The sequence below is a fragment of the Sulfurimonas sp. RIFOXYD2_FULL_34_21 genome, assembly GCF_001830805.1.
In the GTDB taxonomy this organism is placed as follows: domain Bacteria; phylum Campylobacterota; class Campylobacteria; order Campylobacterales; family Sulfurimonadaceae; genus Sulfurimonas.
Map to the genome: position 1 here is coordinate 186,930 of NZ_MICH01000015.1, position 23,870 is coordinate 210,799.

Sequence of the window (23,870 nt, forward strand, 5' to 3'; positions counted from 1 at the left end):
AAATATGTAAACAGTAAAAGCTATGTGTTACCAAAGTAAACATTGGCAAGTGATTTTATTTAAAATATGTTTATTTTAGTAACACTACAAGGCTCTAAAATTTAATTCTAAGTCTATAATATCTCTATCTTTTCCTAAATAGTTACTTTTTAACCACAAAAGATATGAGTCCGGAATGTCACAATAGTACATTCCTTTATATTTTCCAAACTCTACTTTTGATTTTTGCTCAATTTTTGGAATATTCTCTTCACATTTAGCATCAATTGAACTTTTTTCTATCAGTGCGACGAATTCATTAAATTCTAATCTTTTTTGAATAACAAACGTGTATGAGTTAAAATCAAAAACTCCTTTTCGCGTACTTACAAAAGATTCTATAATCTGTATCTGCTCAACTGACAATAACTCCAAATTTTTCACATATACACTAAATGAGTTTTTATATTTTGTAAAGATGAGATTAGGTTTACTCATTATAAAATTTCACGAATTCCCTTAGAGTTTGGTGCAGATAAGATGCCCTCTCCCTCTAACTGTTCAATCAATCTTGCAGATTTGTTATAGCCAATTTGAAGTTTTCTTTGAAGATAAGATATTGAAGTCTTTCTATCGCTTAAGATAACATTTTTTGCTTCATCAAAAAGAGGGTCAAGCTCTTCATAACTTTCGCTTGATGATGCAGAATTATTTTCGCTATCTTCTATCAAAAACCGTTTATCATAGTTTGGCATTCTTTGTAATTTTATAAAATCAACGATTTTTTCTATCTCTTCTTCAGTACTCCACGGTGCATGAAGACGAACAAGTCCGGTTGAACCCGGAGGTGTAAACAACATGTCGCCTTTGCCTAATAACGACTCTGCTCCTTGTTGGTCAAGAATAATTTTGCTATCAACTTTCTGCCCTACTCTGTATGATATACGAGACGGAAGATTTGCTTTAATTAGTCCCGTTACAACATCAACAGAAGGTCTTTGAGTCGCTACGACAAGATGAATTCCTGAAGCTCTAGCCATCTGTGCAAGTCTAGCAATAGAGTACTCTACATCTTTTCCGCTTGTCATCATTAAGTCTGCTAACTCATCTATTATAACTACTATATATGGGAGATGCTCACCACCTTCACGTTTAACTTTTTCGTTGTAGCTCTCTATATTTTTTGTTCTATTCTCGCTCATCAATGAGTAGCGTCTCTCCATCTCATATACCATGTTATTTAGTGCTACAATAGCCTGTTTTGCTTTTGTAATTACCGGAGTTAAAAGATGAGGGATGTCATTGTATATTGAAAATTCTAACATCTTTGGGTCTATCATAAGAAGTCTAAGCTGATCAGGTGAGTTTTTATATAAAAGAGAGAGTATCATAGCATTTATGCCGACACTTTTACCGCTTCCTGTCGTTCCTGCTATTAAAAGGTGAGGAAGTTTTTTAAGATCTGTTATAAACGGTTTTCCGACTATATCTTTACCTAAAACTATTGTAAGCGGAGAAGATGACTCTTTAAAAATCTTGCTATCAAGCAGTTCTCTTAGATAAATAGTATCAATTTTTTCATTTGGTATCTCAATTCCTACAACATCTTTTCCGGGAATAGGCGCTTGGATACGGATAGTCTCAGCACTTAGAGCCATTGCTAAGTCATCTTGAAGATTTAAAATTCTTGAAACTTTTACATTTGCGGCAGGTTTAAATTCAAAAGTCGAAACAACTGGTCCAGCATAAGTTCTTACAACATCACCCTCGATTTTAAAGTGTGCAAGTTTTTCTATTAGAAATTTTATCTTGTCATCCAACTCACTTTCATCTACACTATGCGCTTTATTGTTTGGTTTTTGTAAAAATTCTACTGATGGCAGTTTAAAGTTTTTAGGTTTTTCAACTTCTCCCTTTTCTATTGAAGCAAGCAGTTTTGCATTCTCCTCAAGTTCGTCAACTACTATTGCGTTTTTTTGCTCTTTTATATCTGAAACAAGGTTTAAAATATTATGTTTAACTTCCGGCTGAGATTCTACTATTTCGCTTATATTCTCTTTTCTTAAAAAAGCAGGTTTGTCTATTTCACTTTCAAACTCTTCTAATAGCGGTTCTGTAATTGGTTCTAAATACTCTTCTTTTATCTGTTTCTGATTTTGTGTATATTTAACATTTCTATTTTTTGTAAATATTTTTGAACTTTCTTTTGAAGAGTTTTTATTTTTTAATAAATTTTTTTTTAAATTTCCAAAAAATATATCAAGCACTTCATGGGCACTCTTATCAATAATTATAACTATTGAAACCAGCGTTATAATCAACCAAAATATCCAAAGCCCGAATGAACCGATGTATGGGGATAAAAAATCTACAAAACTTCCGCCTATTTCTCCTCTTAGTTTGTCATTTACCACTAAAGCTTGAGCTAATAATAAAGAGAACAAAATCAAAAAAGATGTTATAGCTAACTCAAATTTTCTTGTATTTAAAGCACTATTTTTATAAAAAATATAGAGTGGAATTAAAGAGAGAAATATATATGCATACGAAATGTAACCAAAATATTGATGATTATACTTAGCAAAGATAGCACCATAACGACCCATCAAGGCAGTATCACCGAAAATCGTTGCAAATCCAAAATAGGTTAGTAAACCAAAGCTTATTATAAACAAAGTATCTTTCAAACTATGAGTTTCCTTTTTCTAAGTTAGTAAAAAAGAAGTATAGCTAAAAGTGTTCCATAAAGAACACTTTTATAGATAGTTCACTAAGCTTAATTGTGAAATTTTACTAACACTTGAGAGCATTGCTTTATAATTTGTATCTAATTGCGCTAGCGTCAATGCAGCTTCTGCCAAATCAGTATCTACGACTGATGACCTAAGGCTGATTGAACCAATTTCTAATATTTCAGTTCTCTCTATAGACATATTTAGAGCATTTGTTTGTGATCCTATTTTAGAGTGTGCTCTAAAGATACTGTCTTGAAGGTCATCCATCATAGCAATCGCATTTTCTACACCTACATTTCTTATATCACCGGAACTGCTATCTGGATAATTTTTATTATTCTCTACGGCAGTAATCATCTCATTGAAAGTTTTAAAAAAATCTGTTTTAGGATCTCTTACTGTTATAGCATTGTTAGTATTAAATGTCATGACAGACGATGCTGCAGAAAAATCACCGCTGTTTGAGTCATACAATGCTATTTTTGCTGTAGTATTTCCGGTACCAATCTCTTCAAAACCTATTTTTCCGTCATAACTTAAAAATGTTTTTCCTCTTAAATCGGATGTCGCAATAGCCGTGTCATACTGAGCCGATGAACCGGGAGCTGCTGCAGGAAGGTTGCCGGTTACAACCATATTCATAACATCCATTAACTGAGCATATGTCATCTCATCTGCATCAACAGCCGCTCTTGGAGATTCCATATTAAAAATATCATATGTATTAGCACCGACCGTAAATGTTGAACCTGCAGTAGCAAAATCAATTTGAGCACTATAAGCCGCTCCGTTTACATCTGTCCCTTCTAGTGTAAATGATGTGCCGTTTAGCGTGCCGGAAGTAGCTACATCAGAAATCTTTGTAGAAGGCGTTGCAAACGCATTTGTACCTTTTACTATTTGTGGAGTACTCGAGGATAATCTTGCACCGTTTTGGGCAAACTCTACTCTATCATAAATAGTACCGTCTATAATATTTGTTGCAGCAACGCTATCTGCAGATGTTAGTGAAGATTTTATAAACTCTTTTACATGTAGCGAAGTGTTTGTTGCCGTAGAAGTTCCTAACATAATTTTACTAAAATCTGTTTCTCCAACTCCCAAATCATCTATATTCGTTACATTAGCAGCAGCACCGCCGCTTAAATCCGTTGCACCGACCATATGAAAATCAAGCTTACTTGAACCTTTAATCTTGTCTGTTATTACAATCTGTCCATTTGAATTCATACCGACATCAACAACTTTTAAATTTGGTGTATTTCCGTAAAGATTGCCAATTTGAGTCAAAAGATCATCAACATTGTCATCATCTCGCATACTGATTTTTTGCGAAAATGAATCCCCGCTGCTATTTGTACCTCTTACATAAAAATAGTGTTTAAAATTTACAGCATCAACGACATTGTCTGCATCACCCATTAAATCACGAATAGTATCGCTTGGCATTATAGTAGAGTTTCCTCCGGTAACAGTCGAATCGGTAAAGTCTGGATATCTAGCGCTTAAACTGCTTTGAACAACATTTGTAGTAACTTCTCTGTTTACTAACTTTTGTTCTCCAAAGAAAAGCTCTTTACCGCTTATATTGTATTGTTGTGAAGTTTTTGAGCCTGTAAATGCTTTTAATACGGCATCATTTCCCATATATTCACCGCTGCTAGAAATAGGCTTTGTGCTAAGCGCTGAACCTGAAAATATATATTGTCCATTTATAGATGTATTTGCCAAGTTTTTAAAATTAGATTCAATTCCTCTTAACTCTTTTGCTATCGCATCAAGCGATGTTGCACTATTTGTTTCATTTGCAGCAGTTAAAAAAAGCGTTCTTGCACGGTTCATCGTAGTTTCAAACTCATTTAAAACAATATCTGACTGATCCGACATCTTTATAGCATTTTTAGTACTACTTTTTATCTGTCCAAGCGTTGCTATCTCATTATCTAGCCTCATAGTTTCGGTAAAAATTCTTACATCATCTTTTGCATATTGAATCTTTAATCCAGATGCTATTTGCTTATTTACATTAAAAAGACTATTCGTCAACTGCGAATTATTATCACTATATATATTTTTATAGTACATACCGCTTGTAATTCTCACAATACACCTCCAACGCCGACTAATTATAGATTCTACCCAATATTTATAATATTAAGCAACATAAGTTCCACTTCCGATATATCGACAAATATTATTTATTTTTTATTTTCACGATATTTTAAGTTATAACTTTATATCATTGCACTCTTCAAGCCTGCGTGGTGAAATGGTAGACACGGCGGATTCAAAATCCGCTAACGCAAGTTGTGGCGGTTCGAGTCCGCCCGCAGGTACCATAATGCAAAATCATAAACTTACATACACACACAAAATCCTTCAAAATACAGAATTTTAAGCAAATTTTTTACTATACTAATCATACATAACATGTACACCTATCTTAAATATTACTTATAAATAGAAATTAACACAAAATTAACACTTAGTTATTATACTTCATTCTCGATTTTTAAAGCAAAGGTTAAAGAATGAATAAGAAAATCTATTTATCCGTGATATGCGCATTGGCAATTAGCAATGTTGCGGCATCTGATTTAGGAACCATAAAGGTTGAATCATCAACCATTGACAGTAAGTTTGATACAAAAAAAACAGAGGTGTCAACAACTACAACTATAAGCGGTGAGAGTGTCGATATGGCACACACTGAAAATATACAACAGATTTTACAATCAATCCCAGGTGTAACAACAGAGGTAAAATCAGGCGATAGTGTAAAAATTCATCTTCGCGGCGTTGAAAATCAGATGTACATGGGTGAAAAACCTGGTGTTGCAATTGTAATTGACGGTGTACCTGTTTTTGAGAGAACCGGAAGTGTAAATATTGACCTTGACAATATCGAGAGCATTAAAGTTGTAAAGGGTGGTGCTTCCTATCTGTTTGGGGATGATGCGCTATCAGGTGCAGTAATCATTACGACGAAAAAAGGTGCAAAATATAACAACAATTTCGGTGCAGTTGAATTTGGAAGTTTCGGTTATCAAAAGCTATTAGCTAGAAGCGGTTATGCGAATGACGATTTGAGTTTTCATTTGCAAGCCAGCAAAAAAGAGACTGACGGATACTGGGAAGATTCAGGAAGTGTGGCAAAATATCTAAACGGTAAGTTGCAGTACTACATAGACGATACGTCGGATGTTACGTTTGGATTTGAGTATTCAGATAGAACAAAAGATACGCACGGAACGGTAGGCGGCGAGAGTGCTGCAAAAACAAATCCTAAATCAATTTATGACGGAGATCAAAAAAGTAGGGATTATACAAGAGATTATGATGTTAATCTTTTAAAACTATTTCTTACCTACTCAAAAGATTTTGACAGTAGTTCAAACTTACTTGTAAACGGATATGTTTACACTGATGACACTATGTACATGTCATCACCTCAAACACAAAACAGCAGCGGGATTTCAGATCCGTCTTTAGATGATAGCGATTATACTTACGATAACGATTATGCACAGATACAAAGAGGTATAAAGAGTGAATATCGTACTTCTTCAAATCAATCTGCAGCACTTTTAGGTTTAGATTTAAGAGATAACACATATGAAAATAAATCTACATATAGAGTAAATCAAGCATTAGTTTCATATCCGCGCGGTATTAGAACGGTAACACCTGATTATTATCTAGCAGGAGATAAAAAGAGTGATGATACAACGAACGAAAATGTTTATGCAATTTACGGTGAGTACAAACAACAACTTACGCAAAATCTAAGTGCTACCGCAAATCTTAGATATGATTTAATCAAACTTGATTATGAAGATTATCGCAATAACAGCTACAAAGAGGATTTCAAAATTTACTCATATAGAATAGGTGCTAACTATAAAATAGTTGATAATTTTGATATTTTTGCAAATTACTCAACAGGTTTTAGAGCACCGACCGTTGCTCAATTATATGCAGGAAGTACGAGTAGTTGGGGATATACTCAAAACAACCCTGATTTAGATCCTGAAAAATCTTATAACTATGAGATAGGAGTCAGAACTAGATTTAACGAAGTTAATTATGAAGCTGCAATTTTTCAAATTGATAGAGATGACTTTATCATGAAAACATCAGGAAATTACGGTTCTGCTAACAATACAAATACCGACATGTGGGATAATGTAGGAGGTGCTAGACATAGAGGTTTAGAACTTTCAGCAGAGGGAAAAGCAGCGGATAAATTATCGTTTAACCTTGCATATACTTACCTTGATGCGTATTATACAAAATATGACAATTTCGGTATTGATTTAGACGGTAGCGCTTATTTATCAAATCTTACGTTTTATAATGTAACAAGCAATCAAATTCCTAGAACTTCAAAACATCAAGTAAACCTTATTTTAGACTATTTGCCGATGAAAAATCTAAAATTATCAACTGAAATTAATGCAAAATCAGAATATTATGCAGATGATTTAAATCAGATTAAAATCCCCGGACAAGCAACTCTAAATCTACTTGCAAATTACGGTAACAAAATAGGCGATTATGAGTATAACCTCTTTGCAAGAATTGACAATGTTTTTGACAAAAGTTATTACAGCACTGCAAGATCAAGCGGCGATAGAAATGAAGACGGTGTTTTCAATGCCGAAGATTTGTCTATTACGGTTAATGCCGGAAGAGTATATACAGCAGGATTGTCGGTTAAATTTTAATATAAATATTAGGCAGATATATGAATATAGAACTACTTAAAGATATTGTTGATTATGGGATTATAGGACTTTTGGGAGTTATGAGTTTTATGGCTTTTTGGTTTTGGATTGAGCGACTTCTATTTTACAAAGCAATAGACGTGCGCAATTTTAAGACAAAAGAGGAGCTTGAAATTGCTCTTACGAATAATATTAACATAATCTCGACATTTGGTTCTAATGCTCCATATATCGGTCTTTTAGGAACGGTATTTGGGATAATTATTACCTTTTATGCAATGGGTCAGAGTGATACCTTGGATGCTAAAATGATTATGACGTCTTTGGCTCTTGCACTAAAAGCTACTGCAATGGGTCTTTTGGTAGCTATTCCTGCAACCGTGTTTTATAACCATTTAGCTAGAAAAATCGAGGTTGTTTTGGCTTATTGGGATATACATCAAAAGGAAAAACTTGCAAATTAAAAAATTTGATTCCATCAACGTAGTACCGTTTATCGATATTATGCTTGTTCTTCTTGTGATTGTTCTAACAACAGCAACTTTTGTGGCAAAGGGGCTTATTCCTGTTGACCTTCCTAGCTCAAAAAGTGCGACAAAAGATGATAAAAAAAATCTAACTATTACAATAAAACAAAACGGTGATATTTTATTTGATAAAACGCTCATTTTTGTAAAAGATATTGAAGCAGAACTATGCAAATACAAAACGGATATGCCAATTTATATAAATTGTGATAAAGATGCGAAGTTTGATTTTTTTGTAATCCTTCTTGATACTCTAAAAGAGAAGAACTTTACAAACCTTGGAATAATCACAAAAAAAGATTAAGAGAGCGATTATGGAAAATGCCGCTTTTTTATCTATTTTTATAATAGGTCTCTCTTACGGAGCTACTGCATGTATGTTCTCATGTATGCCATTTTTAACACCGTTGCTTGTTAACAATTCAAACGGTACAAAAGAGGCTTTACATGTTATTTTGCCCTTTAGTCTTGGAAGAATTGTTAGTTATACATTTTTAGCAGTTGTCGCGTATCTTAGCTCTTCTTGGGTAAAGCAGATACTCGATGACAACTCTCTATTTGGCTTAATTCTTGGGACAAGCACTGTAGGAATGGGTCTTTTTTTACTATATAAAAGTTTTAAACCTACATACTCATGTGGGCACGCTACACCCATAATAAAGAAACCTAAGTTAAATAAGTTTGGCTTCTTTACTATCGGTGCAACAATGTCAATAAACCCTTGTGCTCCGATAATGGCACTTTTGGGAGTTGCCGCAAACAGCAGCAATATCTATAACACTATAGGACTCGGTCTGTTTTTTGGTCTAGGAGCCGTAATGTTTTCAATTCTGTTTTACGGATTTATAGTATCTAAATTTATTAAAGGGATGATGATTCAGTTCTCATCCTACAAACTTCACATAGAACGAGTTGCGGCACTACTGCTTATAGCGGTAGGTTTGCTTGTGTTTAACGGTATTTTAAAACTTTAAAAAAAGGAAAGTAATGGTAAATTTTATAAAACGTGATAAAGATGATATATATGCAAAACCTCTACTGGGGGTTTTGTTTAAAAATCAAAAATTTTTAACAATATTAAAAATAGCAATCTCTATGCTTTTTTTATATGCTCTATATTTCGGATTTACACATACAGGTAAAGAAAATACTTTTACAACCGCCGTATTTTGGGGAATATTTTGGTCTTTGTTTATGGTTCTGACTCTTCCTACATTTGGACGAATATTTTGCGGCATCTGTCCTCACGGATTTATGGGAAAATATATAACAAAATACGGACTTAAAAAAACTATGCCAAAATGGCTTCAAAACAGATATATAGGCGTATTTTTGCTTGTGTTTGGATGGTGGGGAGTATATTACATGTTCCCGAACCTTTTTAGAACTCCACTTGGAACTGCAATTTTATTTGCGGTAATGACACTCATCGCTTTTATAGTTTACTTTCTCTATAAAGATATGAGCTATTGCAAATATATCTGCCCTATCGGAACACTTACACGCGCTTATTCTAAACTCTCTTTTACATGGCTCGGAACATATAAAAGTGCTTGCAATGATTGTAGAACCTTTGAGTGTGCGACGGCATGTCCATATAACCTAAAACCTTTTACGTTTGATAACAGAAATTCTATGACTGACTGTACTCTGTGTATGGACTGCAGCAGCGCATGTGAAGCTGTTAGTTTTAAGTATAAAAACCCCTCGTTTTCTCTATTTTCAAAGTTTCAAGTCCTAAAAGCAGAAGTTTGGGCATTTATACTTATATTGGCATCAATTTCAATAACTATGTCTTTTCATCACGGCATAGGAAGAAGTAATGCGGCAGGCGACATGATATGGTCAAAAACAGCCGAATTTTTAAAACATTATATAGACTTTGGCGCTATTGACCCTATAGGTCTGTTTGCATTTGTATATGCGCTGATTTTTACTATTTTAGCGGCGGTTATCGGTATGTTTATAGCGGCAAAAATATTAAAAAAAGATTTTAATACCGTATTTTACGACTTAGGATACTCTTATGCACCTCTGTTTATACTCGGCTCAATCGCTCATTCGTTTGAGATGTTTTTTCTCAAAGGCTACGAGCATATTGCAGAAGGGTTTGCTTACGGTTTTGGATTTACGCTTGACGTCGCTCCTTTAGCAAACAGAGGCGATGGCTGGTTACATGTATTTGATTTGCTAAAATGGGTTGCTATAATCTGGGCTTTAATTATTTTATATAAAAGAGTAAAACTTCTTGATGTTAGCAGATTAAGAAAAATAGCCGCTTTTCCGTTTGCCGCATCTTTGATTATCTTTTTTCTAGCAGTTAACATGTACGTCGGCTATATCTTTAAAACTTACGGCAAGGCATCAAACGGACACGCAAGTCATGGAGGTGTTGAGAGAGTTAACAAAAAATCAGAGAAACAAGATTTACCCACTTTTATAAAGCCTGAATTCAGTGACACTATCTATTTTTCTGAAATAAATCCTACTGCAGAAAAAAAATCTTACGGCGGCGGACACAGTCACGGCGGAGCAAGAGGCAGAGTCGCTACAAAAGAGGTATGGCCTGTTTTTGAAGATGCAGAGGGCAAAAAAAATTGTTTAGGTGCCCTAGAAGCAAAGCTTTATCTGCTTGATGCAAACTTAAATACCAAAGAGGCAACGGTATCAAAAGATGCAGGATGCAAATCGGTAACTTTTGAGATGCCTGACAACGGATACTACAATCTTTTTTACGTCAATAAAGATGTTAAAGATAACACACTCTATATAACGACGGCAAAATATGAGTTTTTGAGATTTAACCATAGCAACTATGCTATCTATGACAAAAAGAAGATGGATGCACACACGATAAAAGAGGCTCCTTTTGATATCTTAAGAGTAAGAGAGGATGATGAAACTTTTTTTCACGCTCTATACTCAGGCAAAAAGTTAAGAGTTAAAGTAGTACTTGAAGAGGAGGCAATTGAGGGTGCAGACGTAACACTATCTACAAAAACTCTCTGGTCTAAAACTCTAAAAACGGACAAAAACGGAGTTGCAACTTTTACGCTTATAGAAGACTATTTTCCAAACTGGAATGAATTTAACAAAAGATATAAAAATGAATTTTTACTTAGTGCATCTTATGTAAAAGATGTATCAGGGGTAGATAATGAGCGCCAATATCAAAAAATAAATTATAGTGCAACCTACCCCTCTTATTATTACCCAAATGAACGCGGATATAAATCTTATGCGTATGGCTTATCCGCGGCTGTACTGATTATGATAATTAGCGGATTTGTTATTTACATGTACAGAACAAGACGGGAAAAACCTTTTAAGGAGGTACGTTTTGATGAAGAGAATTAGAGATTTTATAAACAGAGCCGACATTAGAAGATTTCGCTTTTGGCTTCAACTCTTCTTCTTTGTACTTTTTATATACGGCGGATATTTTGCTATTAATCTAGGAAACAGCATACCTGTATTTTCATGCGGATACGATAGACAAGTAGGCGGAATGTGCTATTTCTTGCCGCTTCAACATCAGCTGGCACGCCCCTTGGATGTGCTTTTTAGTGCGGCAAGTATATCTGTTCTTATCGGTTTTATAACTTTTTTATTGTGGTTTGTTGTATTTAACAAAGCGTGGTGCGGTTATGCTTGTCCGCTTGGTACTATGCAGGATTGGCTAACAGGTTTGCGTAAAAAAATGGGCATCCGCTACAGCACATATACACAACCACAGTTTGATAAGCTCAAAAAAATAAAGTACATAATGCTCGCTTTAGTAATTTTAGCACCTATGGGTGTTGGTATGGGAATCCTCGGCGGCGAGTGGAGAACGGCATTTTGTGAAATTTGCCCAGGTAGGATGATAACACCTCTTTTTGTGGGAGATGTTTCTCAGTGGAGTCTTGATTTTTCTACAAAAACAGCAATGATTTTAACTACTTTGGGTCTGATTTTTACAGGGTTATTTGTTATCGGCTCGTTTGTTAAAAAAAGATTTTTCTGTTTTTTTTGCCCAATGAGTGCAATGCACTATATATTTAGCGACGCTGCACTTTTAAAACTTAAAAAAGATGGTGACAAATGTACAAAATGCGGCGATTGTTACAATGTATGCGATATGCAGATAAAAGATATAGCCGATGATGTAAAAAGTACAAATATATTAAGAGACGACTGCATCCTTTGTATGAAGTGTGTGGCGGCATGTCCCGAGGATGATGCTCTACATGTAGATATTTTAAATATGAAACTATTTAGCTCGACAAAAGGCGGTTTTGCAAAAAGAATGCAGATGGATAAGCTGGAGAAAAAAGATGACTGAACATAAAATAGAAACATCAAGAGAGAGACAAAACCGCCATAAAGCGATGGAAGCAGCAAGTGTACTAGAAAAAATAAAGCACAACTTTAAAGAGCCTCCTCGCGCAATGAGCTACTTTTATGATCTTTATGAGAGAGTAAACTGCAAACATGAGTCTTTACATGTGGACAAAGCAAAAGTGGGAACGATGTGTATTCAAGTTCCATCAGAGATAATCTATGCGCTTGACGCTGTTCCGCTTAGACTATGCAATGGTTTTTATACGGACGATGAGATAGGAAGCGACCTGCTCCCATCAAAATCATGCCCTTTGGTAAAAGCAACCGTTGGGCAGTTTGCATCAAATAACTTCTCTGACAAGCCCGATGTTATCATATCTCCTACTACATGTGATCAAAAAGCAAAGTCTGGTGCGATTATAGAAGGCATGGGATTTAGTGTTTATGACATGGAGTTTCCGCGTACCAAAGAGAGCCATGAGAGTAGAGAGTATTGGAGAAGAAGTGTTAGAAAATTTACAAAAGATTTATCGATAGACCTTAATAAAAAGCTGACAAAAAAGAGTCTTAAAGAGTCAATTAAAAAAGTTGGTTATGCCCAACATTTATACCATAAGCTGAATATTTTGCGAAAAAATACCGCCTCCCCTATCTTAGGTAAAGATATGTTTTTAGTTACTAACGCATTCTTTTTTGACAAGATAGACAACTGGATAGATGCCATGGAAAATCTTGTGCAGGAGTGTGAGCAAAGAGTAGAAACTCAGGTAAATGCGGCATCAAAAATGAGCCCTAGAATTGTCTATACCGGTTCGCCGCCGATATTTCCAAATCTAAAAATACCCCTTTTAATAGAGCAATCTGACGCCATAATCGTAGCCGATGAGACATGTTCGTCAAATAGAATGTTTAACGACATGATAAGCGTTGATGAGTGGTTTGTAAACGATATGATTGATTCTATCGCAGATAGATACCTCAAAGGTTGCACCTGCCCTATCTTTACTAAAAACAGTGATAGAAAAAGAAGAATAATAGACTTAGTTAGAGATTATAAGGCTGATGGCGTAATATATCAGGCGTTTGCAGGTTGTCAGGTGTATGAGATGGAACAACGCTCTGTTTTAGAAGCAATGCAAAAGGCTCAGATACCTATACTCTATCTTGAGAGCGACTACTCTCCAAGCCAGTCTGGGCAACTAACAACTAGAATTGAAGCATTTGTAGAGTCGCTTAAAAATAGAAAAAGGAGAGGATAATGCGCTATTTTGCAGGAATAGATATAGGTTCAACGGCAATTAAAATTGCTATTGTTGATGAGAGTAAAAAATTAGCAGGTCATAAAATCAGTGCGAGTGGAAGTATGTTTTACAAATATGCAAAACAGGCACTCAAAGAGATGCTCGATGAGCTAAATATTGATGAAAAAGATTTACTCTATACGGTTGCAACCGGTTATGGAAGAAAACTTTTTAAAGAAGCAGACGAAAATATAAGCGAAATCACCGCAAATGCAATGGGTGCAATAGCTGCGGCTGAGGGTAAATGCAATATCAAAACTATCATAAATATAGGCGGTCAGGACTCTAAAGCCATCTCGTTGGACGATGAGGGAAATGTAGTAAATTTTGCTATGAATGACAGATGTGCGGCAGGAACTGGAAAGTTTTTGGATGTTGTTGCCATGAATTTAGAGATAGAGGTTGATGAGTTAGGCGAATATCACTTCAAATCACAAGGTACGCCGCTTGCAATAAATAGTACATGTGCCGTATTTGCAGAGTCAGAGATAATAGGACTACTAGGAAATGACCACAGTATTGAAGATATCGTCGCAGGAGTTCACTACTCAATTGCAAAAAGAATTATAAAACTAGTAAAAAGAGTAGGTATAAACGAAGGCATCTACTTTGATGGAGGACCGGCTCTAAATAACGGTTTAGTTCATGCTATTGAGAATGAACTCGGTAAAAAGATATTTATCCCGGAGTTTCCGCAAATCACAACCTCATACGGAGCGGCAATATTGGCGTTAGAGTCTTATGAATATGAGAATAAAGTTTAATATGAACAGATATCTCTCCTCATTTATTATCAGCACTATATTTTACACATTTGTAGGAGCGTCTCTCTTTTACTTTTTTATAATAAAAAAAGATGATAATGACAAAAATCACAAAGTCGAAAAAATTCAAAAAATTAATTTTTCTATAATTTCACAAGCAACAGAGATAAAAAAAGAGGAGATTTTAAAACCTATTAAAAAAGAGCCTCTTACTAAACCTACCGAGAAAAAACAAATTTCAAAACCGATTGAAAAAAAACCTACTCCGACACCACTTAAAAAAGAGCCTGTTGTAGAGCAAGCCGAGCCAAAACATGTTCAAAAAACTCAAGAAGAACCGATACAAAAAAAGCATATAGAAGATAAAAAACCTATTCCACATGTAGATAAAGTAGTGCAAAATGATACAAAAGAGAGAGATAGAGAGATATTTATCCAAAATTTAATCAAACGAATAAATGAGAATAAATCATATCCTCATACTGCTAGAAGAAGGTCTATTCAAGATACTATTGAAGTAGAGTTTATTATACTAGCAGATGGAAATGTAGATTATATAAAAATGGTCTCAGGCAAAAATATTTTTGAAAAATCAGCTACAGAGGCAATAGAGAACAGTTTTCCAATTGAAATTGAAAAAACGCTATTTGATTTTCCTAAAAAATTTAAGGTTAAAATCGCATATATACTAAAGTAATATCCAAAAATGACCATATTATCTACTCTATGTTAAAATTATAAAAAATATAGAGTACGGTGTAGCAATGTTTGTAAAATTTTTTATATTGATTCTTTTCTCGGTTAGTATATACGCTAACAACTCTCTTGAGAGCGTGTATTATGTAAAAACAAGCACAATTAACATAAGCACCGTTATTCCGGAAATAAAAAATGATTTTGAGTTATACACGATTGAGGCAAACAGATACTCAAAAAGAGTTAAAGCAAAAGATTTGATAAAACTGCTTGATAAAAAGGGGTATAAAAATTACACTTCTAAAAGCAGTTATATCAATTTTATAATTAAAAGCCCCGTAAACACCTCTGCCCTTGAGCAACATGTAAAAGAGTACTACAGAAAAAAATATGACAACATTGAGATAAAAAATATATCGGTACATCCAAGAGGATATATAACAAGTTTGCCAAAAGATTATATTTTTGATATAGACAGCAGAGATTATTTATCAAGAAGCGGGATTATAAGCATTAAAACTTCTCAAAATAAAAAGATTTTTTTTGATTATGATATAGAGGCTAGTGTTGCAGTTTATACAAGCAGAAGTATAATCAAAAAAGATACCCAAATTTCACTATTAAATGTTATGAGACAAAATGTTGTTTTAGATAGATTTAGAGCAAAACCGCTGCAAAACATAGAAGCAAATCTACTTCAGTCAAAACGTCATATACCAAAAGATATGATTTTAACCATAAGAGACGTAGAATCGCTAGATGTGGTTAAAAAAGATTCCATAATCAATGTCAGTCTATTTAAAGATGGCATGGGCATTACATTTAGCGCAAAAGCACTTCAAGATGCTAAAGTAAATGATATAATAAAAGTTCAAAACAGTAACCAAAAAATTTTAAAAGCAAGAGTTACAGGCAAGAATACGGCGGAGATAGAGTGAAAAATAGAAAAATAGTAGTAGCCTCAAGCGGTGCAAGTGGAGTAAACTTAGGGTTAAAAACTCTTAAACTTCTTCCAAAAGAGATAGATAAACATTTTATTATGACAAAAAACTCACAAATTGTCTTAGACAAAGAGATGAATATAACACTGCATGAAGATCAGAATATTGCAGCGAGTATTTCCTCAGGCTCTTTTGGAGTTGATGCTATGATAATAGCACCTTGCAGTATGAATACATTAGCAAAAATAGCATGTGGGATTTCCGACAACCTAGTTACAAGATGCGCAAGCGTTATGATAAAAGAGCATAAAAAATTGATTTTAGCTCCAAGAGAGATGCCGTTTTCTGCCATAGCGTTAGAAAATATGCATAAATTAGCAACTTTGGGCGTAATAATTGCACCTCCTGTCATGGCATACTATTCAGAACAACAAACTTTAGACGAGATGGAAAACTTTATAATCGGCAAATGGTTTGATTTGCTTGGCATTGAAAATAACCTTTATAAAAGATGGGAATGATGAAAAAAATAGCACTATACCCCGGAACATTTGACCCAATTACAAACGGTCATTACGACATAATAGAAAGAGCTTTAAAACTCTTTGACGAAGTTATAGTAGCAGTTGCGATTTCAACGGACAAAAAACCTATGTTCACGCTTCAAGAGAGAATAAATATGACCAAAGAAGCAGTTAAAAATCTAAAAAATGTAAAAGTTCTAGGTTTTGACAACCTTACCGTTGAACTTGCACGTACGCATAATGCTACCGTCTTAATCCGTGGGCTTAGAGCGGTAAGTGATTTTGAGTATGAACTGCAACTTGGATACTTAAATAATTCGCTTGATGACAAGATTGAAACAGTATATCTTATGCCAAAACTTCAACATGCGTTTATAAGCTCATCAATTGTCAGAAATCTTTTAAAATTCAATGCAAAAACTGAGCATCTAGTTCCAAAAGAGGTTCAAGAGATTATTACGGAAATGAAATCATGTACATTGCAATAGAGGGAATTGATACTGCAGGGAAAAGCACTCAGATTGAAAAACTTCAAAAGCATTTTGAAGATGCTATTATCACAAAAGAGCCTGGCGGTACCGAAGTCGGAAAAGAGATTAGAGAGATAGTCTTAAGCACAAAAGCAAAGAGCAAAAAGGCTGAATTTTTACTATTTTTAGCAGATCGCGCCGAACATGTAAAAGAGATTATAGAGCCAAATATAGGTAAACTTATAATTTCAGACAGAAGTGTTGTAAGCGGGGTAGCTTATGCTCTTGTTCAAAGTGAAATTAGCCAAACTGCCATACTCCACTTAAATAGATTTGCAACTGGTGGCATATATCCACAAAAAATTTTTCTACTTAAGCTAACAAAAGAAGAGCTTGAATTTAGACTCTCACAAAAAAAATTAGATGGAATTGAGTTAAGAGGCGTAGAGTACCTTTTAAACATACAAAATGCAATTATAGAGGCTGCAAAGCTCCTAAATTTAGAGCTTATTATAATAGATGCCACAAAAAGTATTGAAGAAATATATAACGAAATACTAAATAATATAAAACAGTAAATCAGTTAAAATTTTACTTCTTAGAATTGTTGATATATATCAACAAATATTATATAAAAAAGGCTTATCATTTCGCATATTTTATAGTTAAAAGGTGTGTTGTTGATAAGCAGATATTTTGCTAGAATGAAGTCAAAGAGTATTAGACCATCGAGAAAACCTGCAAGTAAAATAATCTGGTCTGTAATCGGCGCATTTATCGGTATCTATGTTATGTCGATTTTTAGCAACTCTTTTTCTGCTAAAGACGGTTTTTTTCTCCTCGGCTCTTTTGGCGCATCAGCTGTACTCATCTACGGAGCGCCGGAAGTGCCGTTTTCACAGCCTAGAAATCTAATTGGAGGACATGTTATATCTGCTTTTATCTCTGTATTTTTAGTAAAAAATTTCAGCAACATGTTAAGCTTAGAGCTACTTTGTGCTTTTAGTGTTGCCCTCTCCGTTTTGGCAATGCATCTAACTCTAACGATTCATCCTCCTGGAGGAGCTACAGCTCTGATATACGTTATAGGCAGCGATAAAATCCAATCACTAGGCTGGCTATACCCATTAACGCCTATAGCTCTTGGAACTGCGATGATGCTTTCAATAGCGCTCCTTGTAAACAACATGTCAAGTAACAGTAAAAGACACTACCCTATGTATTGGTACTGATTTAGCTAGTAACTCTGTCTTGATTTTGAAGCTCATCCAATACCTGACAAAAAGGGTCATGGATATCATTACAAGGTTCAGTTCCAATAAAAATATCATTATCTGTTTTATCAAACGCTTTTGTTGCAAAATCCCAATTTATGTGGTTCCAAAACTCTTCTAAATATTTTGGACGCAGATTTCTATAATCAATATAATATGCATGTTCCCAAACATCGCATACAAATAGAGGTATCTGATGAGAGCCTAGCGGATTATGCGCATTTTCTGTCTTCTTAACTGCCAACTGTCCTTTTGGTTCCCTCACCAGCCATACCCAGCCTGAACCAAAGAGTGTAGTTCCTGCTTTTATAAACTCCTCTTTTAAGACTTCAAGAGACCCAAAATCATTATTAATTTTAGCTAAAAGTTTTCCACTTGGAGCAGACTTTGACGCACTTAGACTTTTCCAATAAAAAGTATGGTTAAAAACCTGAGCAGAATTATTAAAAATAGCTCCATCAGAAGAGCGAATAATAGATGATAAAGACATATCCTCATATTCAGTATCTTTTATTAACTCATTTAGCTTATTTACATAAGCCGTGTGATGTTTACCGTAATGATACTCTATAGTCTCAGCCGAAATAAAAGGCTCAAGTGCATCTTTTGCAAATGGTAGTTTTGGTAATTCAATCATCGTATATCCTTTTTGTTTAAACTTAATAGTATGCTAGTAGTATAAGGTTTTATAATTAAATTTAATTTAAATAAAATTTATATTTTTTTTCAAATACATAACCTTAGTAAATCAACTATAAGCAAAAAATGGTATCCTTTCACAATAGATAAACTGTAAATTTAGATTAATAAATTAAGGAAAGAGATGATTAATTCATTAAGAGGAATGAACGATATTTTGAGTGAAGATTATGAGAGGTTTACATACTTCATAAATACTGCTACAGGGATAGCTCAAAAATACGGTTTTCATTTTATACAGACTCCTCTACTCGAAGAGACGGCTCTTTTTAAGCGTTCAGTAGGCGAATCTAGCGATATTGTCGGTAAAGAGATGTACCAGTTTATAGATAAAGGCGAAAATGACGTATGTCTTCGCCCTGAGGGAACAGCTGGTGTTGTACGTGCATTTGTTCAAAAAAAACTAGACCGCGCGGGCGGCATACACCGCTTTTTTTATCATGGGGCAATGTTTAGATATGAGCGACCGCAAAAAGGACGACTTAGGCAGTTTCATCAATTCGGAGTAGAGAGTTTTGGCGAAGCAAGCGTTTATGAAGATGCAACAATGATTATGATGGTCGGTGATATTTTAAAAAAATTAGGAATAGGATACAGACTTAAATTAAACTCTCTTGGCGACAATAACTGTATGCCTGATTATAGAACTAAATTGGTAGGTTTTGTGCAAGAGTGCAAAGACGGTATTTGTGAAGATTGTATAAGAAGACTAGACACAAATCCTATTAGAGTATTAGATTGCAAAAATGAAAAGTGTCAAGAATTATACGTCGGTGCACCGAAGCTTATACAGCATTTATGTTCTACATGTAGTGATGATTTCGGAACTCTTAAAAAAATACTTCAAGAGAATAGTATTGCATACGAGATTGATACAAATCTTGTTCGCGGATTGGATTATTACTCTAAAACCGCATTTGAATTTGTAAGTGATAATATCGGTAGTCAGAGTGCAATAGCAGGTGGAGGAAGATATGACAGACTTGTGGAATTTTTAGACGGTAGAGCTACTCCTGCCGTTGGTTTTGCGATGGGTATTGAGAGACTTATGGAGCTTATCGTTATGCCTGAGTCAAAAAGAGAGGGTTATTATATCGGTGCAATGGAGAGTGAGGCGATAGATTTTATAGTAAAACTTGCGCATAAAAAAAGAGCAGACTATAAAGTAACAATTGACTATAAAGCTAAAAATTTAAAAAATCATCTAAAAGCCGCAGACAAAGCAAACGCAAAATACTGCGCCATTATAGGTTCCGATGAATTAAAAAATAGTAATATTTGGGTAAAAAATTTGGAAAATCAAACAGAACAAACTGTTTTAATCGAGGATTTCTAATTTTGGAAGCAATGCATTATTTGTGGAGTATATTTGTTGAATTTATAGAATTTTTTATTTTAATCGGTTTTATAGGCGTAGTTTTTTTGTATATTTATGACAAATATGTTCAACGCAAACATGCCTTGCTTATAAACTATCCGGTAATTGGAAGATTTAGATACTTTTTTGAAGCATTAAGAGAACCTCTTCGCCAATATTTTGCAGATGAGACATTTTATGACTCAAAAGATAAAGTTGATTGGGTTTATAAAGCTGCCAAAAATGTTCCAAACTATAAATCATTTTCAGTTTCACAACCGTTCTCAGGCTCCAGATTTATTATAAAACATTCAAATAATGTATTAAATGAAAATGAAGTAAGCGAAGATACTAGCGTAGTATTTGGCAAAGATAGAGAGATACCGTTTGTGTCTCATACGCCTGTTATACGTTCAGCTATGAGCGACGGCGCGCTAAGTCCTGAAGCAATACGTGCTTTTTCTATTGCAGGTGCAAAAACAGATTTAACTATCAATACAGGGGAAGGTTCTCTTACTTCAAATCATCTTTTTACACATAAGCCTGATTTGAAAAACTGTGACTACCTTGAGATTGTCAAAAGTTCTCCAATTTCAGAGTTAGCTTTTAAGACAGTAAACAGACTATTTAACAGAGCCCTTGCTCTAAAGCTGTATAGAACTATTTTATTAAATAAAAAAACCCAAAACACTTATATATACGACACAATATCTCATGTACTTTTTCGCATTAACTGGAGTGCTTCTTTAGAATCTTTTCCAAAAGAGGTGCCTTCCGATATACCAAATATAATATTTCAAATGGGTTCAGGATTATACGGCGTACGTGACACAGATGGAAAATTTGATGAAATGAAATACCAAAAAATAATGAAGTTTTGTCGTATGACTGAGATAAAAATCGCTCAAGGTGCAAAACAGACCGGCGGCAAACTAGCAGGTGCTAAAGTTAGCGCAGATATAGCTTATTATAGAGGCGTACCTGAGGGTAAAGATGTTTTTTCGCCAAACAGATTTCCCTATGCAGATACTACTTCTCATCTTCTTGATTTTGTCGAGAGATTGCAAAAACTTTCTTTAAAGCCAGTTGGTTTTAAAATTGTAATATCAGATGCAAATGCTGTTGAAGAGCTGGTATGCGAAATTGCATCAAGAAAGCTTTTAGGAAGAAATATACCTGATTTTATAACTATCGACAGCGGAGAAGGAGGAAGTGCTACGGCGCCTCTTGAACTTATGGAGTCTGTGGGACTGACAACTAACAATGCTTTATACATTTTAGACACTATTCTTAAAAAACATAATATCAGACAAGATATAAAAATTATAGCAAGTGGAAAAATACTAACTCCGGATGATATAATCATAACGATGTGTATGGGAGCTGACGCAGTAGGTATTGCCAGAGGTTTTATGATGAGCGGCGGATGTATTCGAGCTAGAATGTGTTCAGGTTTCGGTTCACATGTATGCCCAGTCGGAATGGCAACGCAAGATGAGAAGAAGAGAGCTTCTTACCTTGTAATAAAAGAGGGTAAAGAGATAGGTAACTACCATATCAATCTAATCAAAGGAATGAAGGTGGTTTTAGCAGTTATGGGCGTAAATCATATAAGCAAGCTTAGTAAATCAAATCTTACTTTTAAAAATAGAAGCGGTGAAATATATTTTGACATTGATAAATATTTTCATCACAAATTACATGTATAGGATAATAGTATGGATAATTTCGGTCTAGATATTTGGTCTAATAAAAATTTTATAATTGAAGACGGTCAAATAAAATTAAATTACAAATGTATGCCTTCTCTATTGCAAATAGTAGAAGAGATTCGTTCAAACGATGTAAGAGGACCTATTTTACTTAGGTTTCCTCATCTAATAAAGAGTCAAATAAGAACTCTTTATTCATACTTTGACAAAGCTATACAACAAAACAACTATAAAGGGAGTTTTAACGCTGTTTTTCCTCTAAAAGTAAACCAGTTTCCACATGCCGTTGAAGCTATTACTTCACAGGGCGCACAATTTAACTACGGTCTGGAAGCAGGTTCAAAAGCAGAATTGATTTTAGCTATGAGCAAAACTCCCACAGGAGCAAGCATAACGGTAAACGGCTTTAAAGACAAGGAGATGATTACCCTTGGTTTTATTGCCGCTCAAAGCGGACATAACATTACGATTACCATAGAGGGTCTGGGCGAACTTGAGACTATCATAGAAGTTGCAAACGAATGTAGTCTAAAAGTTCCAAATATCGGTATTAGAGTAAGACTACATAGTACAGGAAGCGGTATATGGGCGAAAAGCGGCGGTATGGACGCAAAGTTTGGTTTAACATCAACAGAGATTATTGAAGCAATTACTCTTCTTAGAGAAGCGAATCTGTTAGATTATCTAAGCATGATTCATTTTCATATCGGTTCACAAATGTCCGATATAGCACCTCTTAAAAAAGCTCTTCGTGAAGCCGGAAATATATATGCAGAACTTAAAAAAATGGGTGCATCAAAGTTAAACAGTATAAATATCGGAGGCGGTTTGGCAGTAGAGTATGACCAACATACACTATCAAATTCTCGCAACTATTCAATAGATGAGTTTTCAAGCAGTGTTGTTTTCTTGCTTGGCGAAATTATGAATGCCAAAAATGTTACGCATCCAGATATTTTTACTGAATCAGGAAGATTTATTGTAGCTTCGCATGCTGTACTCATAACTCCTGTTTTAGAGCTTTTTACGCAAGACTTTCAAGAAAAATTGCTTAATTTCAAAAAAACAAATCCGCCTCTAATAGAGGAGCTTATTGAGTTAAATAAACTTTTAAACAATACAAACTGTATAGAGTATCTTCACGATGCTCTTGATCATATGGAGTCTGTACTTACGTTATTTGACTTAGGTTATATTGATTTGCAAGACCGCTCAAATGCTGAAATTTTAGTTCACAGCATTATAAAAAGAGCACTTTATTTAAAATCATCAAATCCGACAGATGAGTTAGCACAATTGCAGGTAAAACTTCAAGAGCGTTACCTTATCAACGCTTCTATATTTCAAAGCTTACCTGATTATTGGGGATTAAATCAACACTTTCCGGTTATGCCGCTTCATCACCTAAATACGACACCTCTACGAGCAGCATCACTTTGGGATATTACATGTGATAGCGACGGAGAGATAGGTTTTAATCCTGACAAACCTTTATATTTACATGATGTTAATTTGGATGAAGAGGACTATTTCTTAGGATTTTTTAATGTCGGTGCTTATCAAGAAACTTTAGGTATGAATCACAATCTATTTACGCATCCTAGCGAATATACAATTACCATTGATGAGTATTCGTACGAGATTAAAAATGCGGTTGAATCAAAAAGCATCTTAGATATATTGGATTCACTCGGATATAACGTTAGCGTACTATCAAATAAACTTAAAAATGATTTGTCAAATTCTGACTTTATTACAGAACAAGAAAAAAATGATACACTTGCAAAATTAGAGCTGTTTTTACAACAAAACGGCTATTTAAGAACTACAAATTAGGAGTT

21 protein-coding genes and 1 tRNA gene are annotated in these 23,870 nt (G+C 34.5%); 18 read left to right on the forward strand and 4 right to left on the reverse strand.

The window, feature by feature from the left end:
* Positions 1–84 precede the first annotated feature (84 nt).
* From A2530_RS11040 to A2530_RS11050, 3 genes are all read right to left on the reverse strand, one after another.
* On the reverse strand, positions 85–477 hold the full coding sequence (locus tag A2530_RS11040; protein WP_294885324.1) for a DUF3820 family protein: 393 nt from the start codon (positions 475–477) through the stop codon (positions 85–87).
* A complete protein-coding gene (locus A2530_RS11045) occupies positions 477–2,666 on the reverse strand; it encodes a DNA translocase FtsK (RefSeq protein WP_294885323.1) in 2,190 nt (729 codons plus the stop codon). The genes A2530_RS11040 and A2530_RS11045 overlap by 1 nt, the downstream gene beginning before the upstream one ends.
* 69 nt (positions 2,667–2,735) lie before the next feature.
* On the reverse strand, positions 2,736–4,817 hold the full coding sequence (locus A2530_RS11050; protein ID WP_294885322.1) for a flagellar biosynthesis protein FlgL: 2,082 nt from the start codon (positions 4,815–4,817) through the stop codon (positions 2,736–2,738).
* A 152-nt stretch (positions 4,818–4,969) separates the two neighbouring features.
* Between A2530_RS11050 and A2530_RS11055 the strand changes: the two genes are divergently transcribed.
* From A2530_RS11055 to A2530_RS11125, 15 genes are all read left to right on the forward strand, one after another.
* Positions 4,970–5,053 (forward strand) — tRNA-Leu (locus A2530_RS11055).
* A gap of 192 nt (positions 5,054–5,245) precedes the next feature.
* The gene (locus A2530_RS11060) at positions 5,246–7,441 is read left to right on the forward strand and encodes a TonB-dependent receptor (protein ID WP_294885321.1); all 2,196 of its coding nucleotides are present in this window, start codon (positions 5,246–5,248) and stop codon (positions 7,439–7,441) included.
* A 20-nt stretch (positions 7,442–7,461) separates the two neighbouring features.
* Positions 7,462–7,905: a TonB-system energizer ExbB gene (exbB, locus tag A2530_RS11065; RefSeq protein WP_294885320.1), complete on the forward strand. Its 444-nt coding sequence runs from the start codon at positions 7,462–7,464 to the stop codon at positions 7,903–7,905.
* Positions 7,895–8,272 (forward strand): biopolymer transporter ExbD, encoded by a 378-nt coding sequence (locus A2530_RS11070; protein ID WP_294885319.1) that lies wholly within the window; start codon positions 7,895–7,897, stop codon positions 8,270–8,272. The genes exbB and A2530_RS11070 overlap by 11 nt, the downstream gene beginning before the upstream one ends.
* Before the next feature lie 10 nt (positions 8,273–8,282).
* Positions 8,283–8,942: a sulfite exporter TauE/SafE family protein gene (locus A2530_RS11075; RefSeq protein ID WP_294885318.1), complete on the forward strand. Its 660-nt coding sequence runs from the start codon at positions 8,283–8,285 to the stop codon at positions 8,940–8,942.
* Between the two features lie 13 nt (positions 8,943–8,955).
* The gene (locus A2530_RS11080) at positions 8,956–11,325 is read left to right on the forward strand and encodes a 4Fe-4S binding protein (protein ID WP_294885317.1); all 2,370 of its coding nucleotides are present in this window, start codon (positions 8,956–8,958) and stop codon (positions 11,323–11,325) included.
* Positions 11,312–12,292: a 4Fe-4S binding protein gene (locus A2530_RS11085; RefSeq protein WP_294885316.1), complete on the forward strand. Its 981-nt coding sequence runs from the start codon at positions 11,312–11,314 to the stop codon at positions 12,290–12,292. Before A2530_RS11080 ends, A2530_RS11085 begins: the two co-directional genes overlap by 14 nt.
* Complete coding sequence (locus tag A2530_RS11090; protein WP_294885315.1) at positions 12,285–13,550, forward strand: 2-hydroxyacyl-CoA dehydratase family protein; 1,266 nt, start codon at positions 12,285–12,287, stop codon at positions 13,548–13,550. Before A2530_RS11085 ends, A2530_RS11090 begins: the two co-directional genes overlap by 8 nt.
* The gene (locus A2530_RS11095) at positions 13,550–14,356 is read left to right on the forward strand and encodes an acyl-CoA dehydratase activase (protein ID WP_294885314.1); all 807 of its coding nucleotides are present in this window, start codon (positions 13,550–13,552) and stop codon (positions 14,354–14,356) included. Before A2530_RS11090 ends, A2530_RS11095 begins: the two co-directional genes overlap by 1 nt.
* Positions 14,334–15,053 carry an energy transducer TonB gene (locus A2530_RS11100; protein WP_294885313.1) on the forward strand — a complete coding sequence of 240 codons (720 nt, stop codon included), beginning with the start codon at positions 14,334–14,336 and terminating at the stop codon, positions 15,051–15,053. Before A2530_RS11095 ends, A2530_RS11100 begins: the two co-directional genes overlap by 23 nt.
* Before the next feature lie 67 nt (positions 15,054–15,120).
* The gene (gene flgA / locus A2530_RS11105; RefSeq protein ID WP_294885312.1) at positions 15,121–15,990 is read left to right on the forward strand and encodes a flagellar basal body P-ring formation chaperone FlgA; all 870 of its coding nucleotides are present in this window, start codon (positions 15,121–15,123) and stop codon (positions 15,988–15,990) included.
* The gene (locus tag A2530_RS11110; protein WP_294885311.1) at positions 15,987–16,514 is read left to right on the forward strand and encodes a UbiX family flavin prenyltransferase; all 528 of its coding nucleotides are present in this window, start codon (positions 15,987–15,989) and stop codon (positions 16,512–16,514) included. Before flgA ends, A2530_RS11110 begins: the two co-directional genes overlap by 4 nt.
* Positions 16,514–17,005 carry a pantetheine-phosphate adenylyltransferase gene (gene coaD / locus A2530_RS11115; RefSeq protein ID WP_294885310.1) on the forward strand — a complete coding sequence of 164 codons (492 nt, stop codon included), beginning with the start codon at positions 16,514–16,516 and terminating at the stop codon, positions 17,003–17,005. Before A2530_RS11110 ends, coaD begins: the two co-directional genes overlap by 1 nt.
* Positions 16,990–17,565, forward strand: a complete 576-nt coding sequence (gene tmk, locus A2530_RS11120; RefSeq protein WP_294885309.1) for a dTMP kinase — start codon at positions 16,990–16,992, stop codon at positions 17,563–17,565. Before coaD ends, tmk begins: the two co-directional genes overlap by 16 nt.
* Positions 17,566–17,661: 96 nt before the next feature.
* On the forward strand, positions 17,662–18,219 hold the full coding sequence (locus tag A2530_RS11125) for an HPP family protein (protein WP_363114082.1): 558 nt from the start codon (positions 17,662–17,664) through the stop codon (positions 18,217–18,219).
* A 1-nt stretch (position 18,220) separates the two neighbouring features.
* Here the strand turns inward: A2530_RS11125 and A2530_RS11130 are convergent, their stop codons facing one another.
* A complete protein-coding gene (locus A2530_RS11130; protein WP_294885307.1) occupies positions 18,221–18,898 on the reverse strand; it encodes a superoxide dismutase in 678 nt (225 codons plus the stop codon).
* A gap of 186 nt (positions 18,899–19,084) precedes the next feature.
* Here A2530_RS11130 and hisS point away from each other — a divergent pair, with 186 nt between their 5' ends.
* Genes hisS through speA form a run of 3 tightly spaced genes read left to right on the forward strand, consistent with a single transcriptional unit; the run spans position 19,085 to position 23,865 of the window.
* Positions 19,085–20,296: a histidine--tRNA ligase gene (gene hisS, locus A2530_RS11135; protein ID WP_294885306.1), complete on the forward strand. Its 1,212-nt coding sequence runs from the start codon at positions 19,085–19,087 to the stop codon at positions 20,294–20,296.
* A gap of 11 nt (positions 20,297–20,307) precedes the next feature.
* On the forward strand, positions 20,308–22,026 hold the full coding sequence (locus A2530_RS11140) for an FMN-binding glutamate synthase family protein (protein WP_294885563.1): 1,719 nt from the start codon (positions 20,308–20,310) through the stop codon (positions 22,024–22,026).
* 9 nt (positions 22,027–22,035) lie between these two features.
* Complete coding sequence (speA, locus tag A2530_RS11145) at positions 22,036–23,865, forward strand: biosynthetic arginine decarboxylase (protein WP_294885305.1); 1,830 nt, start codon at positions 22,036–22,038, stop codon at positions 23,863–23,865.
* The last annotated feature ends 5 nt before the right edge of the window (positions 23,866–23,870 follow it).

Bases quoted from the DNA above. Each gene is read 5' to 3' on its own strand.
- flgA (WP_294885312.1), top strand. From the start codon at position 15,121: ATGTTTGTAAAATTTTTTATATTGATTCTTTTCTCGGTTAGTATATAC.
- coaD (WP_294885310.1), top strand. From the start codon at position 16,514: ATGAAAAAAATAGCACTATACCCCGGAACATTTGACCCAATTACAAAC.
- exbB (WP_294885320.1), top strand. From the start codon at position 7,462: ATGAATATAGAACTACTTAAAGATATTGTTGATTATGGGATTATAGGA.
- A2530_RS11095 (WP_294885314.1), top strand. From the start codon at position 13,550: ATGCGCTATTTTGCAGGAATAGATATAGGTTCAACGGCAATTAAAATT.
- A2530_RS11090 (WP_294885315.1), top strand. From the start codon at position 12,285: ATGACTGAACATAAAATAGAAACATCAAGAGAGAGACAAAACCGCCAT.
- tmk (WP_294885309.1), top strand. From the start codon at position 16,990: ATGTACATTGCAATAGAGGGAATTGATACTGCAGGGAAAAGCACTCAG.
- A2530_RS11130 (WP_294885307.1), bottom strand. From the start codon at position 18,898: ATGATTGAATTACCAAAACTACCATTTGCAAAAGATGCACTTGAGCCT.
- A2530_RS11080 (WP_294885317.1), top strand. From the start codon at position 8,956: ATGGTAAATTTTATAAAACGTGATAAAGATGATATATATGCAAAACCT.
- A2530_RS11060 (WP_294885321.1), top strand. From the start codon at position 5,246: ATGAATAAGAAAATCTATTTATCCGTGATATGCGCATTGGCAATTAGC.
- A2530_RS11075 (WP_294885318.1), top strand. From the start codon at position 8,283: ATGGAAAATGCCGCTTTTTTATCTATTTTTATAATAGGTCTCTCTTAC.
- speA (WP_294885305.1), top strand. From the start codon at position 22,036: ATGGATAATTTCGGTCTAGATATTTGGTCTAATAAAAATTTTATAATT.
- A2530_RS11100 (WP_294885313.1), top strand. From the start codon at position 14,334: ATGAATATGAGAATAAAGTTTAATATGAACAGATATCTCTCCTCATTT.
- A2530_RS11140 (WP_294885563.1), top strand. From the start codon at position 20,308: ATGCATTATTTGTGGAGTATATTTGTTGAATTTATAGAATTTTTTATT.
- A2530_RS11040 (WP_294885324.1), bottom strand. From the start codon at position 477: ATGAGTAAACCTAATCTCATCTTTACAAAATATAAAAACTCATTTAGT.
- hisS (WP_294885306.1), top strand. From the start codon at position 19,085: ATGATTAATTCATTAAGAGGAATGAACGATATTTTGAGTGAAGATTAT.
- A2530_RS11085 (WP_294885316.1), top strand. From the start codon at position 11,312: ATGAAGAGAATTAGAGATTTTATAAACAGAGCCGACATTAGAAGATTT.